The sequence below is a fragment of the Streptomyces sp. NPDC045678 genome (genome assembly GCF_056432085.1).
The window spans coordinates 308,838-325,321 of sequence record NZ_JBWKJS010000010.1 but is presented as its reverse complement, the minus strand read 5'-3'; the positions used below and the strand labels follow the sequence as shown (position 1 = coordinate 325,321).

Sequence of the window (16,484 nt, the reverse complement as noted above, 5' to 3'; positions counted from 1 at the left end):
ATCGTGATGTCATCTTCAGTCGGCGGGGAGCGGCGGCCGACGGGCGCGACGCTGCAGCCGGGCCCACTGTCCGAGCTGCCCCTCGAACACGTGCGGACGCTGCTCGCCGTCGTCGACGAGGGCACCTTCGACGCCGCGGCGGCCGCGCTGCACGTCACGCCTCCCGCCGTCAGCCAGCGCGTGAAGGCGCTGGAGCGCCGGACCGGCCGGGTCCTGCTGATGCGGACGAAGCCGGTGCGCCCCACCGAGTCGGGGCAGGTCGTGGTGCGGTTCGCGCGGCAGCTGGCCCGCCTGGAGCGTGACGCGCGCGCCGAGCTCGGCATCAGCGACTCGGGCGAGGCCGCCGTGCTGCCGGTCGCGGTGAACGCCGACTCGCTCGCCACGTGGTTCCTGTCCGCGCTGGCCCGGATCCCGGACGAACTGCGGATCTGTTTCGAGCTGCGCCGCGAGGACGAGGACCACACGACGTCGCTGCTGCGCGAGGGCTCGGTGATGGCGGCGGTCACGTCGTCACCGGACGCGGTGTCGGGCTGCACGGTGCGGCGGCTCGGCCGGATGCGGTATCTCCCGGTCGCCTCGCCCGAGTTCGTGGCGCGGCGGCTCGGCGACTGGCCGCGCGTGCCGCTCGGGGACGTTCTCGCGGATGCCCCCGTGGTCTTCTTCGACCGCCGTGACTGTCTGCAGGACGACTTCGCGCGCAAGGTGACGGGCGGTCGCGGCGCGAGCCCGCTGCGGCACTACGTCCCCTCGTCGCGCGGTTTCGTCGAGGCGATCGAGGCGGGCCTCGGCTGGGGGGTGGTGCCGCGGGCGCAGGCCGAGCCGCTGCTGCGCGCGGGCACGCTGGTCCTGCTCGATGCCGAGCGAGTGATGGACGTACCGCTGTTCTGGCAGCAGTGGAAGCTGGACTCCCCCGCGCTGGCCGCGATGGCGGACGCGGTGGTGGCCGCGGCGGCCACGGCCCTCGATCAGTGACACGGGGGCGAACAGAACGTGCGGCACCCGCGAGTCCTGTCTAGCGTCACTGGCATGAACACTGATCCGCGGAGTTACGAGCTTCTGCTGGTGCCCGAGTTCACCGAGGGCGACGGAACGGCGGAGGGCGGCACCGCCGGGGCGCTGCGTTCGGCGTTCGTGGTGGCCACCGGCCAGACCGGCGCCTCCGGCTATCCGCGGTACGTGGGTGACGGCATGGAGGCCGACATCGACCCGGAGACCCGGTCCGTCGAAGCGGTGCTCGTCGACGGGGCCGAGCTGGATTACGGCCTTTCGGTACGGGTCGCTCCCGCAGGGTGAAGAAGGGCAGGGCGACAAAAGGACTCGTCGCGTAAAGAATCCCGCCACAACTAATTATGCGGATTCCCGCAACGTAAATCATTCACGCTGGCTTGAAGCCATCGCTTCCCTTGGGGCACACAGGTTGAACGGGTAGGCTTCGGTTTTCAATAAGAACGACGAAAAACCGACATGGGTATTCCTCCTGCCGACCACGTGGGGAGCTGGTCATGCGACCGGGCGAGCGGATCGGGGGCCTCGTTCAGTCCCTCTCGGAACACCTCGTCAACAATGTCGAGGAGCATCGACTGGAGGGCGCGCGGCGCGCTTTTCTCCAGAACGGATTCACGAAATTACCCTTCTTGGTGCCCGACCAAGTCAAGTCGTCGGTCGCGGCCGAAATCGAGGAGCTGGTCGCCGAACACGGTGTGCGGCGCGGAATGAGTTTCAAGGAAACCGGCGGCACGCCTCGACAGATGCGCAATGTCCGTCATCAGGAGATCAGTGACCACGGGACCGTGATCCCGCGGGTGTACGCGTCCACCGATCTGCTCGACGCCCTGGGGAGGGTCGCCGGTGAGCCGGTGCTCCCTTGCCCCTACGAGCCGGAACGGTATGTGATCACCGAGCTGGAGCAGTCCGGTGACACGCACGGGTGGCACTGGGACGACTACAGCTTCGCGCTCGTATGGGTGGTCGCCTGTCCGCCCCCCGAGCACGGCGGATTCGTCCAGTGCGTGCCCCGCACGTACTGGAACAAGCAGGATCCGCAGCTGCACCGCCAGTTCATCGGGCGGCCCATCCACTCCTTCGAACTGCGGCCGGGCGACCTCTACTTGATGCGCACCGACACCACCCTGCACCGCGTCTACCCGCTCACCAGCGGACGGCGCCTCATCATCAACATGGGCTACGCGTCCCGCGCCGACCTGCACAAGCCGATCAGCCACGAGACCATGGACGGGCTCTGGAACGGCTCCCGCGAGGACCAGACTGAGCGGATGGACCACACAGATCAGGCGGAGCAGACCGTATGACCCCAGTGGAGGGGGCCACGGCGGCAGCGCCCGGGCCCCCTCGACTGGTCCGCCAGTTGGGCACTTCGGGGCTCGTCGCGCACTACGTCACCTCGGTGATGGGCGCGGGCGTGCTGCTGATCCCCGCCCTCGCCTGGGCGGAGGCCGGGCCGTTGTCCCTCGTCGCGTGGGGGGTGCTGATCCTCTACAGCTATCCCTTCGCGCTCGTCTTCGCGAAGATGTCCGTGCGGCATCCCACGAGCAAGGGCGTCGCACAGTTCGTGGAAGCGGCGTTCGGCGCGCGTGCGGGCAGGATCGCCTCCGTCTTCCTGCTCCTGACGCTGCTCGCGGGCAATCCGGTGCTGGGGCTCGCGGCCGGCCGCTATCTGCTCGCGGCGGTCGATCCCGCGGCCTCGAACCGGGCGTCCCTCCTCGCGGGCGCCGCCGTCATCGTGTTCTGCGTCGCGCTCAACCTGTGGGGCATCAGGGTGAGTACGCGCGCTCAGCTGGCGGTGCTCGGTTCCGTGGTGCTGCTGCTGGCCGTCGTCATCTGTCTGGCCCTGCCCGAAGGGGACTACGACCGCCTCACCCCGTTCGCCCCGCACGGCTGGGGTTCCCTCGGGAGCACATTGCTCATCTGCTTCTTCGGATTCATCGGCTGGGAGAACGCGGCCCCGGTCGCCGAGGAAGTGCGCGACCCCGAACGCACCTTTCCCCAAGGGATTCTCTACGCCGTCAGTTGTGTGGGACTCCTGTATTTCGCCATGGCGTTCACCGTCTCCGTGGCCCTGCCCGAGGCGTCCGCGGGCCAGTCCGACGTGACGGCGTTCGTACGGCTCCTCCAGGTGGCGACGGGCTCGGGCCTGGAGAGCACCGGATACCTCGTCGCGGGCGTCCTGCTGCTGCTCACCACCAACGCCTGGTGCCTGGGCACCTCGCGCGTCGTCTTCGCGCTCGCCCGGGACGGCATCCTGCCGGCCCGGCTCAGCCTGCTCTCCCGGCGGGGCCGGGTCCCCGCGCGTGCGGTCCTCGCGCTCCTGCCCGGCTACGCCGTGTCGGTGCTGCTGCTCCTGGCCACCGACTCGAGCGAGACGGCACTAATCAAGGCGTCGTCGGCCACCTACCTGCTCATCTTCCTCATGGCCTTCCTCGCCGCCGCCCGTCTCCTCCCCCGAGGCGGCACCGCCCGCCTGAACCTGCTGCTCATCGCGACGACCGTCGCGATACTGCCGTTCTTCGGCGTCAGCGTCGTCATCGCGCTGGCGATGCTGCTCCTCTCCGTCGTCGCCGAGCGCCGGCTGCGGAGGCGCGTCCCCCCGTCCACCGACACAGGAGTACTCACGTGACCGCGCGACACATCCTGCGCATACAGGACCTCTCGGCCAAGGAAATGTGCTCCCTGCTCGACCTCGCCGAAGCGATGAAACGCGGCGACGACTCGCGCGCCCACCTGGCGGGCCGCTGCATAGGCCTGCTCTTCAACGTGCCGTCCACCAGGACCCGGGTCTCGTTCCAGGTCGCCGCCTCCCAACTCGGCGCCCACAGCTACCCGTACGGGGTGGAGGAGCTGCGGCTCGCCAACCGCGAGTCGATCGAGGACACCATCGGCGTACTCAACCGCTACCTCGACGCCCTCGTCGTGCGCTGGTACGACATGGACGACTACGGCGCCGGGCACCGCCGACTGCGCGCGATGGCCGAGCAGGCCACGATCCCCGTCATCAACGCGCTGGACGACGAGGAACACCCCTGCCAGGTCCTCGCCGACCTCATGACGCTGCGCGAACTGCACGGCGCCGAGGTTCCGGCCCGGCGGGTCGTGTACGCCTGGTCCTACTCCCCGCGGCAGAAGACCCCCGGCGTCCTGCACTCGTCCCTGATGGCCGCGGCCCTCCTCGGCCACCGCGTCACCGTCGCCCACCCGCCCGGTTTCGCCCCCGAGGAACGCGTCACCCGTGCCGCCCGCGACATCGCCGCCCGCACCGGCGCGAGCATCGAGCTCACCCACGACCTGGAGGATGCCGTCCGCGGCTGCGCCGCCGTGTACACGCTCAGCTGGAAGTCCCCCACCCTCGCCGGGCAGGAGGAGATCCAGGCGCGGACGCGGCTCGCGGACCGGTGGCGGATCACCGACCCGCTGATGCGTCTGGCCGGCGACGATGCGGTGTTCCTCGACTGCATGCCCACCAACCGGGGCGAGGAGGTCGACGCCGACGTGAAGGACGGGCCGCGATCGCGGATCTTCCAGCAGGCGGAGAACCGCCTCCACACGCAGAAGGCCCTGCTCACCCAGTTGTTCGACGGGACGCTCACGGGAGGCCGACGGTGAGGGCCGGCCGGTCCGGCACGCGGGTGGCGCTGGTCACCGGGGGCGGCGGAGGCATCGGCGGCGCCGTCGCGCGTCGGCTCGCCGACCAGGGCGCGGCCGTCGCGGTCGTCGACCGGGACGACACGGCGGAGGCCGTGGCCCGTGGCATCCGCGCCGACGGCGGGCACGCCGAGGCGTTCCTGTGCGACGTCTCCGACGAGGAGGAGGTGCTGGCCCTCGTGAAGGAGGTCGTGGGCCGGCTCGGCGGCATCACCGACGTGTGCTGTGTGGCGGGGAGCATCCGGCGCGGGACGGTGCAGGACCTGTCCCTGGAGGACTGGCACAGGTCGTTCGCGGACAACGTGGACTCGGTGTTCCTCGTGTGCCGGGCGGTGCTCCCGCTGATGGAGCGTGCGGGCCGCGGCAGCATCGTCACCGTGGCCTCCGGGTGGGGGCTGCGCGCCGGGGAGAAGGCGGCCGCGTACTGCGCGGCGAAGGCCGGTGTGGTGATGCTGACGCAGGCGATGGCGCTGGACCACGGCCCCGCGGGCATCCGCGTCAACTGCGTCGCCCCGGGTGACACGCGCACACCCATGCTCGCCCGGGAGGCGCGCCAGCTGGGCCAGTCCGACGCGGATTTCCTCGCGGAGGCCGCCGACCGGCCGCTGGGCAGGATCGGCACACCCGAGGACATAGCGGCGGCGGTCGCTTTCCTCGCCGGTCCCGACGCCGACTTCGTCACGGGGAGCGTGCTGTCCGTCGACGGCGGGGGGAGCGTCTGAGCCGGTGCTCTAGAGGGTGCCTTCGGGGACGGGGCCCGCGTCGGTGGCTGACGCTCCCGTGAAGTATTCGAGCGTTCCGGTGAGGTCGAGGAGCCGCTCCAGGTTCGGGGGCCGGTCGTCCAGGTGCAGACGTGTCCCGGTCTCCGCGGTGCGGCGGCCGATCATCAGCAGGATGGACAGGCCCATGGAGTCGACGTTGGCGACGCCCGCGCAGTGCAGGTGCAGATCCTGCAGTCCGGGCCGGGCACCGAGCTGCTCGGTGACCTCGGCCAGGAGGAACTCGGCGTTGTCGTAGTCGAGATCACCGGTGACCTCTATGTGGACGGTGTCAGCGGTGCCTGCGGTGGCCAGGCGAAGTGCGGGAGGCAGTGTGGTCATACGGGGGTTCCAGGCGCGGAGGAGTGATCGGTGGTGAGGGCTTCGAGTCCGCGTCGGAGGATGCGGGACGCCCGGGGGAAGTCTTTCAGCTCGTGGAGGAGGAGGTCGAGGGCCGGGGGGAGGGACCGCGCGGGCACCCCGCGGGCCTCCAGGATCCGGGCGGTCCAGGTGATGAACCAGCTGAAGAGGTCTTCGTCGCCGAGGTAGAGGGCGGTGGCGAGGAACTCCACGATGTGGGCGAGGTCCTCCGCCGTGCGTTCGCGCTGTGCCTCGTCGTAGCCGCGCAGGGCGGGGAACGCGTCCTCCAGGGCGCGGAAGACGGCACGCACCAGGGCGTCGCCGCTACGGGTGACCATGGTGTATTCCTGGTCGGCGAGGTGCGGGAGGTCGTCCATCTGCTGGTGGTCGGCCTGCGGACGCGGCAGCCGGCCCGCGGCGAGGCGGTCGGCGGCGGTCGGGGCGTCGGGCGCCCACGCGTCGGCGCCGAGCAAGCGCGCGTAGCGGCCGTTCGGTCCGAACGCGGCGCCGCCGACCAGGACGGGGACGCCGACGGCCTGGCACGCGGTGATCGCCGCGTGCGCGGTGGGGAGCCTGGTGGCGATCGAGCTGGACAGCGCGACCGCGTCGGCCCGTGTGGTGTGCAGGTGGGAGATCAGATGCGGTACGGGGACCTGCGCGCCCAGGTAGTCGACGCGCCAGCCGCGCAGCTTGAGCACCTCGGCCAGCAGCCGGGCGGGCAGCGCGTGCCATTCGCCGTCCACGCACGCCACCGTGATGCGGCCCCGGTCGGGGGTTCTTCGGGCGGCGGGGTGCAGGGCCAGGGCGGCGACGGCGCGTTCGTTGATGGAGGTGGCGGCGTGTTCTTGGGCGATGCTGAGGCGGTTCGCGGCCCACTCCTCGCCGACTCTGCTCTGCACGGCGGCGATCACGTCCACGAGAACGGATTCCGGGTCGGCGCCGTCGTCCAGGGCGTGCAGGAGGACGTCCGTGGCGGTGTATTCGTCGCCGACTGCCACGGCCTCCCACAGCCGGTCGGCCAGCTCCGGGGACGGGGCCGCGGCGTGGCGGCGGGACGGGGTGCTGGTGGTCATGCGGTGCGCCTGCCCCGAGTACGGCCGTTCACGGCACTCGGGTGGGGAGTGCGGGGCGCGGAGATGGCGACGACGGCCATGTCGTCGTGGTGACGCCTGCCGAGCCACTGGGAGGCGAGCATCTGGACATGGTCCACGATGCCCTCGGAAGGCATCCCCGCGCATCCGGCCAGGGCGCGTTTGAGGCGTCCTTCGCCGAACTGCGCGTCGCCCATCGGGCCGCCCCGGGCTTCGGTGATTCCGTCGGTGTACAGGATGCAGGTCTCCCCCGGAGCGAGCGTGACCGCGGTGGTGCGGGCGGGAGCGTTCGGCATGGCTCCGACCAGAGTGCCGCGGGTGTCGGCTTCCTCGACCGTACCGTCCCCGCGGATGATCAGCGGGGTCGGATGACCGGCGCTGGTCAGCCGCAGGTGCACCTCGTCCTCCTTGCGGACGGCGGAGGCCAGGACCAGTGTCGCGAAGCGGGTGTGGTGGGAGTTGAGCAACGCGGTGTTGAGCAGCGTAAGCATCCGCTGGTGGTCGTCCGCCATCGGCAGCAGCGCGTGCAGGGTGTTGCGGATCTTGCCGGTGAGGACGGCGGCCTCGAGCCCCTTTCCGCAGACATCGCCCAGCGTCACGAGCGAGGGCTCGCCCTCGACGGCGGCCGGGTGCACGTCGTAGAAGTCCCCGCCGATCCGCTCGTGGGCGGCCGAGGGGCGGTATCGGCCGGCGAAGTCCACTCCGGAGATCTGCTGCAGGGTCGGGGGCAGCAGCTCCCGCATCAGCACTTCGGTGATGGCCGTCTGCTCCGCGTAGAGACGTGCGGCCGACATGGCGGCCCCGGACCGGGCGGCGAAGAGGCGGGCGAAGACCTCTTCCTTCTCGGTGAAGCCGACACCGCCTTCCTTGCGCAGCAGGACCAGCGCGCCGGCGGGGACACCGTGCCCGGGCAGCGGGGTGATCACTATGGCTCCGACGGGACCGAAGCCTTCGGGGATCAGCCATTCCGGCGCCGCCGACGGGTCGATCCACCGGGAGGGCACCGGCGGGAACCCCCGCAGGGCTTCGCCGAGGCCGGGCACCTCATGGGGGTCGACCGCCCGCTCCGACGTGGTGGGGGTGCCGCCGCGCAGGCAGGTCACCACGGGCAGGCGGGGGCCGCGTGCCGGTGCGATGGCGAGCGCCGCGTCGGCGAGGTTCTCGGCGGCCAGCTGCGCGGTCACGTCCATGCAGCGCCCCAGGTTGAGGGAGGAGAGCAACGTGCTGGACGCCTTCGCGAGGAACGCGGTCCGCTCCCTCTCGATGTGCAGGGCCTCTTGGGCGAGTTGATGGTCCGTCTGGTCCACCAGCCACCAGGCGGCGGTGCCGTCGTCCCGCACGCTGGGGTGCGCTTCGAAACGGCGTCCTTCGATCACCCCGGAGAGCGGGGCGTCCGACTCCTGTACGACTCGTGGTCCGGGCAGGCGCGTCGCCGCGTGGGAGGCGGCCAGCCAGGCCGGGGCCACGGCGTCGAGGCGCGTTGCGGGGCGGGCCGCGGGCAGCAGCACCTGTGCGGCGGCGTTGCACTGCACGAGGAAGCCCGCCGTGTCGACGACCAGGATCGGGTAGGGGGCACCGCTCCACGGGAAGTCCGGCCCCGTGATCGCGGCGGTCTGCATGTGGGGGGAGACCAAATATCGGGGACCCGCTGGGCGAGTCCCTCACCTCACCAACTCGTACGGAATTGTTGCCTTGCGGCAACGATCCCGCACGGGACGCCCTCCTGGCAACCCGCTCAGCCGGTGAGTGGTGAGACCGGGCGTTCGAAGAACGTCTCGAGGGAGACCGTGGCCTGCGTGCCGCTGACGCCGTCGATCGCGTAGAGGCGACGCAGTACGTCCTGGAGTTGTTCGGTGGTCGACGTGCGGACCTTCACCAGGACCGATGCGCTGCCCGCGATGACGTGGGCCTCCTGTATCTCGGTGATCGCGGCGAACGCGTCGGCGGACTCGCCCATCCACGCCGTCGAGTCGACCATCACGAAGGCCAGCACGCCGCGGTCGAGCGCCGCGGGGTCCACTTCGACGGTCGTGCGCCGGATGACGCCGCGCTCGCGGAGCTTGCGCACGCGCTCGTGGGCGGCGCCCGCGGAGAGACCGGCTCCCTTGCCGAGCGCGGCGTACGAGATCGTCGCGTCCTCCTGGAGGAGGGCGATCAGCCGACGGTCGATGTCATCCACGGTCACCATGGCGCAACCATACAGCGTTCTGGCATAGTCGCGTTCAACCGAACACCATTCAGCTTCGGGCGGCCGAGGGGTATCCATGTCCGGCAATGACAGCACTTCCCTGTACGAGATCCTGGACGAGCGGTTCCGCACCGGACGGTGCGCGAACGGCGACGACCGGCTGGAGCAGCTGTACGGGGGCTGCCGGTGGGCCGAGGGGCCGCTCTACCTCCCCGCCTGGCGTCAGCTCGTCTGGAGCGACATCCCCAACGACCGGCTGCTGCGGTGGGACGAGGCGACCGGCGCGGTCTCCGTCTTCCGCTCCCCCGCCGGGCACGTCAACGGCAACACCCTCGACCGGGAGGGCCGCCTCATCAGCTGCGAGCAGGGCAACCGGCGGGTCACGCGCACGGAACCTGACGGCCGGATCACGGTGCTCGCCGAGCGGTACGAGGGGAAGCGGCTGAACAGCCCCAATGACGCGGTCGTCCGCTCGGACGGATCGGTGTGGTTCTCGGACCCGGACTTCGGGATCACCAGTGACTACGAGGGACACCGCGCCGAGCCCGAGATCGACGGCCGCAACGTGTACCGGATCGACGCGTCGACGAGTGAGGTGCGCCTGGTGGCGGACGGTTTCGGGGCGCCGAACGGGCTCGTCTTCTCGCCCGACGAGCGGCAGTTGTACGTGTCCGACACGCGCGGCGGCTGCATCCGGGTCTTCGACGTGCGCGAGGACGGCACGCTCTCCGACGGGAAGGTGTTCGCCGAGGCGAAGGACGGCATCAGCCGGTTCGACAACATCCGCTTCGACGATGGCGGCCGCCTGTGGGCGGCCACCATCGAGGGAGGGGTGCACTGCTACGACCCCGACGGCACCCTCATCGGGCGGCTGCGGGTGCCGGAGCCGGTCTCCAACATCACCTTCGGCGGGCCGAAGAACAACCGGCTCTTCATCACGGCCACCAGCTCGCTCTACTCACTGGTCATGTCCGTGACGGGGCTGCCGCGCGTGCTGCGCTGAGCGTCAGAAGCGGACGTCGGAGCAGGCGTAGAAGGCGTTGCCCGTGTCCGCGATGGTCCATACGCCGAGGATGATGTGCTGGCCGGTCTTCCGGGGCAGGACACCGTCGTGGGTGACCGTGGAGCCGGGCTGACGGCCGCCGAAGGGCACCGCGAGGAACGGCTGCGGGTCCAGGTCGGCCCTGGTCAGCGGCTTGGTCGGGTCCCAGCCGTCCTTGGTGATGTAGTAGCGGAAGTCGGTCGTGGCGTGGCGAGCGGTGATCCGCCAGACGAAGGTGTGGTTCTGACCCGCGGTCAGCTTCGTGGTCGGCCACTTTCCGCCCCGCGGGTCGTCCAGTTCGGAGAAGCGCCCGATGCCGCCCGAGCAGATGTGGCCGTCGCCGGGACCGCGCGCGGGAAATCCCTTGGGGCCCTCCACGCTCGGCGGCTCCCACTGGATCTGCCCGCAGTTCCGGACGGTGCCGTTGCCGCACAACTGCTGGCGGCTGACGGGCGAGTCGGTGTAGCCGTGGGCCTGGGCGCTGCCGCTGGTGGCCAGCATGGCCGAGCCGGCCAGACCGAGGCCCAGGAGTAACGAGGTGAGCTTCTTGCGCATGATGAGCTCCCGTGGTCCGAGGATGCGGTTGGGCCGAACGCACACCTCTGCAGCACTGCCGCTCGAACCGTGAGGAGCGGGGCGGCAGTGCGGGAACAACCGGAGGGCACACGTCCGACGCGGTCTAGACCAAGTCCGAGACTAGTCCGACGAGTTGGGCATGTCCATACCAATGAAGCACCGGCGGATGGAGCCCCGACCGACGGCCGAGGGGCCGCGGGACCGCATCCGCCGGTGCCATCCGCACCGCTCACTCCGTGGCTTCCGCCTCCACCGGCTTGGGGATGAGGAAGGACGTCGCGAAGGCCGCCGCGATCAGCGCGACACCGGCGATCATGCCTGCCGTGTAGCCGGCGGGTGACGTCTTGTCGGCCGGTTCCGCGGCGGTCTGCACGGCGTACAGGACGGCGAAGCTGAGGCCCGCGCCGAGGTTGAAGGCGCCCGCGTTCAGGCCGGGCAGGAAGCCCGGGTTCTCCTTCGGGGAGAGCACGATGCCGAGCCCGTTGAGGACGATGTTGCCCACGCCCGCGTAGGTGACGCCGATCAGGATCGACGCGGCGAGCAGGAGCAGCCGCGAGTCGGCGTGCAGCGTGAACAGCATCAGGGCGACCGTCACGGCCGAGCCGATGAGTCCGAGGCGCAGGATGCGCCCGTAGCCGTACGTGGCCGCGAGGCGTCCGGCGAGGGGGCCCATGGCGAGGCCCGCGAGGGCGTACGGCGTCAGGGTCCACCAGGCGCTGTGCTCGGCGCTCATGCCGAACCCTGCCTGCGCGTCCTGCGCGAAGGCGGGGATCATGCCGTTCATCACGGCGAACACACCGGTCATGGTGAGGACCGTGGTCAGCAGCAGGGCCCAGGTGGAGCGCCGGCGCAGGTGCCGGGTGGCGACCAGGGGGTGGCTGCTGCGGTCCTCGACGCGCCAGAACAGGGCGAAGGCGAGGGCGGCGACGACGAAGAGGCCCACGACGAGCGGCCAGTTCGCATTGCCGAGCTTGCCCGCCTCGTTGAGGGCGATCAGGGCCGCGCCGACCGAGATGACCAGGAGGGTGACTCCGGGCCAGTCCATGCGGGTGTCGGCGCTGTCGGCGCTGTCGGCGGACGGGGCGGCCTTCGACTCGGGAGTGAGGGTGGCGACGAGGAGCGCGGCGATCGCGGCGACGCCGGCCATGGCCCAGAAGACGGACTGGAAGCCGTGGTGGTCGGCGAGGTAGCCGCCGGCCAGGGAGTCGACGCCCGCGATGCCGCCGTTGACGGCGGTGATGACGCCGAGGAGCGTGCCGTACTTCTTCGGCTCGTGGACCTCGTTGCGCAGCATGATGAGGCAGAGCGGCACGGTGGGGCCGGAGACGCCCTGGATGACGCGGCCCGCGAAGAGCATCGGCACGCTCTCGGCGAGGGCGGCGACGACGCAGCCGACGACCATGAGCGCGAGCATCCCGGCGAGCACCTTGCGTCGGCCGACGAGGTCGCCGAGGCGGGGCAGGAAGAGCGAGAAGAGCGCGGCCGAGGTGAAGAACGCGGTCTGGGTGAGGCCCACCTCGGCGGAGGTCGCGCCGAGGGAGTCCTCGATGTTCTTCAGGGCGGGACTGAGCATGCTCGCGTTGAGCTGGAAGGCGAAGCAGGCCGCGAGGAGCGCGGTGACCAGGACTCCGATGCGCACCGGCCGGGAGCCACGGGCGCCGCCCGGAGCGGCGGCGGGCTCGGTGAGGGCGTTCATGCGCTGACGTCACCGATCCGCTCGAGGGCGTCCACGATCAGGTCCCAGAACCGCGTGTGGTCCAGGTCGACGGCGACCTGGGTGGTGCAGTCGTCCGGGGCGGGAGCGCGGAAGTCCGTCACGGTCATGCCGAGGGTGAGGGTTCCGGTGAGCTCGATGTCGACGGGAGCCTTGCGGACGGTCATCACGCCGGGATCGATGACGTAGGCGACGGCGCACGGATCGTGGACCGGCGGGGCGTCGAAGCCCTGGGCCTCCAGGTACATGGCGCCGAAGAAGTCGAGGAGTTCGTTGACGAACAGGGCGGGCTTGGTGCCGACCTCGGCGATGCGCTCGATGACCTCGGGGGTGGCGAGGGCCTGGTGGGTCAGGTCGAGGCCGACCATGGTGACGGGCCAGCTCTCGTTGAAGACGATGTGCGCGGCCTCGGGGTCGATCTTGATGTTGAACTCGGCGACGGGGCTCCAGTTGCCCGTGTGGTAGCCGCCGCCCATGAGGACGACCTCGCGGACGCGCTCGACGATGCGGGGCTCCTTGCGGGCGGCCAGGGCGATGTTGGTGAGGCCGGCGGTGGGGACGATGGTGATCTCGCCGGGCTCGTGGGCCATGACCGTGTCGATGATGAGGTCGACGGCGTGGCGCTCGTCGAGGGCCAGGGTCGGCTCGGGCATGACCGGGCCGTCGATGCCGCTCTCGCCGTGGATGTCGGGGGCGGTCTCGATGTCGCGTACGAGGGGGCGGGGGCAGCCCGCGGCGAAGGGGACGCCGGTGATGTTCGCGATGCGGGCCACCGACAGGGCGTTGCGGGTGACCTTCTCCAGGGTCTGGTTGCCCACCACGGTGGTGACGGCTACCAGGTCGACATCCGGGTTTCCGTGCGCCAGGAGCATGGCGATCGCGTCGTCATGTCCGGGGTCGCAGTCCAGGATGATCTTTCGGGGCATCGCGGAACCTCTTTGTTCGGCTGAGCGGGCGCCGCGCGTGCGGCGACGCTCGGGAAAACGTTCTCCCAAGACTGTGTGCACCGGCGCGAATTATGTCAATGGTCAACGACACAAACTGGCAAATTAGCCCGGAACGGACACGAGTCCAGAGCGTGCCGACGCCTACAGAAAGGGGTCAACAGGGAGAATACGCCTGGAAAATCAGGCCTGGTGACGGTGGTGGCCCGCTGATAACGTTTGCCGAAACGCATCGAAGGGTGGGCGCGGCGTGGCCGACGTAACGCTGAGAGACGTGGCCCGGGCCTCCGGCTGCTCCGTCGCCACGGTCTCCCGGGTGCTGGCAGGCACGCGCCCCGTCGGCGCCGAGACCGCGCGCCGGGTCCGCGAGGCCGCCCAGACGCTCGGCTACCGGCCGAACCACGCGGCGCGCGCCCTGCGCAGCCGCTCCACGGGCACGGTCGGGCTCGTCCTGCCGCAGATCACGAACCCCTTCTACCCGACGCTGGTGCGGGAGTTGACGCATGCCCTGCACGCCGAGGGCCGTGCCGTGCTCCTCGCCGACTGCGACGACGACCCGGTGGCCGAGGCGGAGTACATCGCCGATCTGCTGGGTCGGCAGGTCGACGCGCTCCTGGTGATCCCGGCGCACGAGGAGCGCAGCCGGGACGCGGTGACCGCGGCGGCGGCCCGGGTGCCGCTCGTCCTGATGGACCGGGGCTGCGGGCCCGCCGTCGCCGACTCCGTGGCGGTCGACAACGCCGCGGGCATGGCCCTCGTCCTCGACCACCTCGCCGCCACGGGCCGCCGCCGCGTCTGCTTCCTCGGCGCGACGGGCACGGCCTCGGCCGCCGCGGAGCGCCGGGTCGCCTACGCGGCCGGTGCGGCGGCACTCGATCCCGGGGCGCCGGGCCGGGTGGCCCTCGGGGACTTCTCCGTGGAGTGGGGCAGGGCCGCGGTCGACGAGGTGTGGCCCGTCAGGCCCGACGCCCTCGTCTGCGCCAACGACCTGATCGCCATCGGCGCACTGCAGCGTCTGCAGCAGCTCGGCGTCGACGTACCCGGAGAGGTGGCCGTCACGGGCTTCGACGACATCCCGATGGCGGCGTTGTCGGCGCCGGGCATCACGACGGTCCGCCAGCCGGTGGCCGAGCTGGCGGCGGAGGCGGCGCGCCTGCTCGGCCGCCGTCTCGCTGGGGGCGAGGACGGCGGCCCACGGCAGTCCATACGGCTGGCGCCCGAGCTGGTGGTGCGCGAGTCGAGCGTGGTGGGGGCCGCGGGCGCGGTGGGCGGTACGGTTCCGGCGCCCGGGGGCGCCACCCCACTGCCGCGGTGATGCGGCGACGGGGGCGGTCGGGTCAACGCCCCACGCGGTGGCGCGAGTAGCCGATCTGTCGGCCGACGGCGCGGTTCTCGACGTGGTGCAGGTCCACTCGGCGCTCGTGCCGGGCGAAGGACGGAGTGCTTCCGCCGACCCGTACCGGATGGCTCCGGATCGTTCCGGATGCGGTACTCGTCGAGCAGATCCAGCGCGGCCGCGTCGGCGGCGAGACCCGCACCGCCGGTCGCGACGTCCCCCTCCCCCGGCCCGGCCCGCAACCACTCGATCTCCCCCGCCGAAGTGCCGGAAGGCACACCGGCGAGCGATTCCGCTGCCGCGCCTCAGCCGGCGGAACCCGGCACCGTCCACGCGTGCACCGGGACGTCCTCCGACGCCAGTCGCAGGGAGTGGCGGAAGATCTCGCGGTCGTGGGCGCCGGCGCGGCGGGCGCGCCGGTACCAGTGCGCGGGGGAACGGCCCGAGGTGACGCGCCCCTCGACGACGCCCAGCCACCGCTGGATCTCGTCGTCCGCCACGCCGACCCCGGCCAGGCCGCGGGCCGCACGCCCCAGGAGAGACCGGACCACGTCCTGCGCGTTCCGCTGCACCGGCGCACCCCGTACCTGCGGCCACGACAGTGTGGCGTTCAGCCCCTGGCGGGCGGCGGCGTAGAAGTTGGCGCGCGCCTGCGCGAAGGGCAGGGCGGGAATCGCCGGCTCGTGGTCGGCCGCGTGGTCCAGGACGAGTCCGATCAGCAGCGCGGTGTTGGCTGCCATGTCGGCGGGGGTGGGGCCGGAGGGCAGCGCGCGCATCTCGATGCGCAGATGCCCGTCGCCGGCGGGGTCGTACACGGGACGGTTCCACCACCAGACGGTGCCCATGTGCAGCCGCAGCTCTTCCAGCTCCGCGGGGCCCCCGCCGTGCGTGGCTTCCGTGGGCGCCGTGTCGGCGCAGATCGGCACCAGCGGGCGGTGCCTGCACGCGGCCTCCATGAGCTCGCCGACGCCCTCGCGCACCCAGCCCTCGCCGAAGCCCGTACGTGCACCCGGGTCGGAGGAACCCGTGCGGGACATGCCGAAAGCCTGCTCGTACCACGGTATGCGGGTCTCGTCCCACAGCAGGCGGCCGAGCAGCACGGGAGAGTTCGCGCAGACCGCGAGCACCGGGGCGATGACGAGTTGCGCCGCGTTGTAGAAGCGGGCGAAGTCCGCCGCTGGGACAGTCAGATGGATCTGCCAGGAGCTGACCGCTCCCTGGGCGCACACGGTGTCGGAGCGGAAGCGGCAGCTCTGCTCCCCGTGGACGTACAGGTCGCGCGGGGCGCGGCCGAGGGCGTCGTCGAGGATCCCGTAGCGACGCTTCGGGGACACGTTGTGCCGTGTGAGGTCGCCGGGGCGCAGGGTGGGCAGGATGCCGGCGCAGTACGGCACCGCGCCGTGCGGCCGGGCGGCCTTTTCGACCGCACGGAGCAGGTCACGGGTCTCCTGGTGCAGGGCGGTGAAAGGGGAGCCGTGCAGGGGGACGGGGCTGAGGTTCGCCTCGAGGTTGTACCGGTTGACCTCGAGGACGAGCCGCGGGTCGGCCGCGGCAAGCCGGACTTCCTCGTTCCGCGCGACGGGGAGGCCGTCGTCCGGGTCGGTCAGGAACATCTCCAGTTCGGCGCCGAGCATGGGGTGCGGAAGGCCGAAGGACGACCGGGTCAGAGTGTCGTCGAGGACGCCGAGGGACTGTTTCAGCCGCGTGCGGAAGAGCTGGTGATCCTGATCCGTGAACACGGTCTGCCGCAGTTCGCGACCCATGGCCTGCTCCTAGTCCGACGCATCGACACGACAGCTCCCTGTCCCTCACGGGGGCA

Annotated in this window: 16 protein-coding genes; 8 read left to right on the top strand and 8 right to left on the bottom strand. The window is 71.2% G+C overall.

The window, feature by feature from the left end; translation table 11 throughout:
• Nucleotides 1-6 precede the first annotated feature (6 nt).
• From AC07DO_RS32615 to AC07DO_RS32590, 6 genes are all read left to right on the top strand, one after another.
• On the top strand, nt 7-972 hold the full coding sequence (locus AC07DO_RS32615) for a LysR family transcriptional regulator ArgP (protein ID WP_479064800.1): 966 nt from the start codon (nt 7-9) through the stop codon (nt 970-972).
• Between the two features lie 54 nt (nt 973-1,026).
• The gene (locus AC07DO_RS32610; protein ID WP_479064799.1) at nt 1,027-1,293 is read left to right on the top strand and encodes a hypothetical protein; all 267 of its coding nucleotides are present in this window, start codon (nt 1,027-1,029) and stop codon (nt 1,291-1,293) included.
• 209 nt (nt 1,294-1,502) lie between these two features.
• The gene (locus tag AC07DO_RS32605; protein ID WP_479064797.1) at nt 1,503-2,309 is read left to right on the top strand and encodes a HalD/BesD family halogenase; all 807 of its coding nucleotides are present in this window, start codon (nt 1,503-1,505) and stop codon (nt 2,307-2,309) included.
• Nucleotides 2,306-3,634 (top strand): APC family permease, encoded by a 1,329-nt coding sequence (locus tag AC07DO_RS32600; protein WP_479064795.1) that lies wholly within the window; start codon nt 2,306-2,308, stop codon nt 3,632-3,634. The genes AC07DO_RS32605 and AC07DO_RS32600 overlap by 4 nt, the downstream gene beginning before the upstream one ends.
• On the top strand, nt 3,631-4,617 hold the full coding sequence (locus AC07DO_RS32595; protein ID WP_479064793.1) for an ornithine carbamoyltransferase: 987 nt from the start codon (nt 3,631-3,633) through the stop codon (nt 4,615-4,617). Before AC07DO_RS32600 ends, AC07DO_RS32595 begins: the two co-directional genes overlap by 4 nt.
• Nucleotides 4,614-5,378 carry an SDR family NAD(P)-dependent oxidoreductase gene (locus AC07DO_RS32590; protein ID WP_479064791.1) on the top strand — a complete coding sequence of 255 codons (765 nt, stop codon included), beginning with the start codon at nt 4,614-4,616 and terminating at the stop codon, nt 5,376-5,378. Before AC07DO_RS32595 ends, AC07DO_RS32590 begins: the two co-directional genes overlap by 4 nt.
• Before the next feature lie 9 nt (nt 5,379-5,387).
• On the opposite strand, the gene AC07DO_RS32585 is transcribed toward AC07DO_RS32590, so the two are convergent.
• From AC07DO_RS32585 to AC07DO_RS32570, 4 genes are all read right to left on the bottom strand, one after another.
• Nucleotides 5,388-5,756: an STAS domain-containing protein gene (locus tag AC07DO_RS32585; protein ID WP_479064788.1), complete on the bottom strand. Its 369-nt coding sequence runs from the start codon at nt 5,754-5,756 to the stop codon at nt 5,388-5,390.
• Entirely contained in the window at nt 5,753-6,847 is a 1,095-nt protein-coding gene (locus AC07DO_RS32580; RefSeq protein ID WP_479064786.1) for a cobalamin B12-binding domain-containing protein, read from the bottom strand. The genes AC07DO_RS32585 and AC07DO_RS32580 overlap by 4 nt, the downstream gene beginning before the upstream one ends.
• Nucleotides 6,844-8,484, bottom strand: coding sequence for a PP2C family protein-serine/threonine phosphatase (locus AC07DO_RS32575; RefSeq protein WP_479064784.1), 1,641 nt, complete (start codon nt 8,482-8,484; stop codon nt 6,844-6,846). Before AC07DO_RS32575 ends, AC07DO_RS32580 begins: the two co-directional genes overlap by 4 nt.
• 116 nt (nt 8,485-8,600) lie before the next feature.
• Nucleotides 8,601-9,044, bottom strand: coding sequence for an Lrp/AsnC family transcriptional regulator (locus AC07DO_RS32570; protein WP_471424631.1), 444 nt, complete (start codon nt 9,042-9,044; stop codon nt 8,601-8,603).
• 85 nt (nt 9,045-9,129) lie between these two features.
• On the opposite strand from AC07DO_RS32570, the gene AC07DO_RS32565 reads away from it, so the two are divergent.
• Nucleotides 9,130-10,056, top strand: a complete 927-nt coding sequence (locus AC07DO_RS32565; RefSeq protein ID WP_479064782.1) for an SMP-30/gluconolactonase/LRE family protein — start codon at nt 9,130-9,132, stop codon at nt 10,054-10,056.
• Nucleotides 10,057-10,059: 3 nt separating this feature from the next.
• On the opposite strand, the gene AC07DO_RS32560 is transcribed toward AC07DO_RS32565, so the two are convergent.
• The 3 genes from AC07DO_RS32560 to uriH all read right to left on the bottom strand — a co-directional run bounded on the left by AC07DO_RS32560 (nt 10,060) and on the right by uriH (nt 13,311).
• A complete protein-coding gene (locus tag AC07DO_RS32560; protein ID WP_479064780.1) occupies nt 10,060-10,650 on the bottom strand; it encodes a lytic polysaccharide monooxygenase auxiliary activity family 9 protein in 591 nt (196 codons plus the stop codon).
• Nucleotides 10,651-10,900: 250 nt separating this feature from the next.
• Nucleotides 10,901-12,367, bottom strand: coding sequence for a uridine transporter UriT (gene uriT, locus AC07DO_RS32555; RefSeq protein ID WP_479064778.1), 1,467 nt, complete (start codon nt 12,365-12,367; stop codon nt 10,901-10,903).
• Nucleotides 12,364-13,311, bottom strand: a complete 948-nt coding sequence (gene uriH / locus AC07DO_RS32550; RefSeq protein WP_479064776.1) for a uridine-preferring nucleoside hydrolase UriH — start codon at nt 13,309-13,311, stop codon at nt 12,364-12,366. The genes uriT and uriH overlap by 4 nt, the downstream gene beginning before the upstream one ends.
• A 268-nt stretch (nt 13,312-13,579) precedes the next feature.
• On the opposite strand from uriH, the gene AC07DO_RS32545 reads away from it, so the two are divergent.
• Nucleotides 13,580-14,644: a LacI family DNA-binding transcriptional regulator gene (locus AC07DO_RS32545; RefSeq protein ID WP_479064774.1), complete on the top strand. Its 1,065-nt coding sequence runs from the start codon at nt 13,580-13,582 to the stop codon at nt 14,642-14,644.
• Nucleotides 14,645-14,970: 326 nt separating this feature from the next.
• Here AC07DO_RS32545 and AC07DO_RS32540 read toward each other — a convergent pair whose 3' ends face one another.
• Complete coding sequence (locus AC07DO_RS32540; protein WP_479064772.1) at nt 14,971-16,428, bottom strand: glutamate-cysteine ligase family protein; 1,458 nt, start codon at nt 16,426-16,428, stop codon at nt 14,971-14,973.
• Nucleotides 16,429-16,484: the final 56 nt, after the last annotated feature.

Bases quoted from the DNA above. Each gene is read 5' to 3' on its own strand.
- AC07DO_RS32615 (WP_479064800.1), top strand. From the start codon at position 7: ATGTCATCTTCAGTCGGCGGGGAGCGGCGGCCGACGGGCGCGACGCTG.
- AC07DO_RS32610 (WP_479064799.1), top strand. From the start codon at position 1,027: ATGAACACTGATCCGCGGAGTTACGAGCTTCTGCTGGTGCCCGAGTTC.
- AC07DO_RS32605 (WP_479064797.1), top strand. From the start codon at position 1,503: ATGCGACCGGGCGAGCGGATCGGGGGCCTCGTTCAGTCCCTCTCGGAA.
- AC07DO_RS32600 (WP_479064795.1), top strand. From the start codon at position 2,306: ATGACCCCAGTGGAGGGGGCCACGGCGGCAGCGCCCGGGCCCCCTCGA.
- AC07DO_RS32585 (WP_479064788.1), bottom strand. From the start codon at position 5,756: ATGACCACACTGCCTCCCGCACTTCGCCTGGCCACCGCAGGCACCGCT.
- AC07DO_RS32580 (WP_479064786.1), bottom strand. From the start codon at position 6,847: ATGACCACCAGCACCCCGTCCCGCCGCCACGCCGCGGCCCCGTCCCCG.
- AC07DO_RS32575 (WP_479064784.1), bottom strand. From the start codon at position 8,484: ATGCAGACCGCCGCGATCACGGGGCCGGACTTCCCGTGGAGCGGTGCC.
- AC07DO_RS32565 (WP_479064782.1), top strand. From the start codon at position 9,130: ATGTCCGGCAATGACAGCACTTCCCTGTACGAGATCCTGGACGAGCGG.
- AC07DO_RS32560 (WP_479064780.1), bottom strand. From the start codon at position 10,650: ATGCGCAAGAAGCTCACCTCGTTACTCCTGGGCCTCGGTCTGGCCGGC.
- uriT (WP_479064778.1), bottom strand. From the start codon at position 12,367: ATGAACGCCCTCACCGAGCCCGCCGCCGCTCCGGGCGGCGCCCGTGGC.
- uriH (WP_479064776.1), bottom strand. From the start codon at position 13,311: ATGCCCCGAAAGATCATCCTGGACTGCGACCCCGGACATGACGACGCG.
- AC07DO_RS32540 (WP_479064772.1), bottom strand. From the start codon at position 16,428: ATGGGTCGCGAACTGCGGCAGACCGTGTTCACGGATCAGGATCACCAG.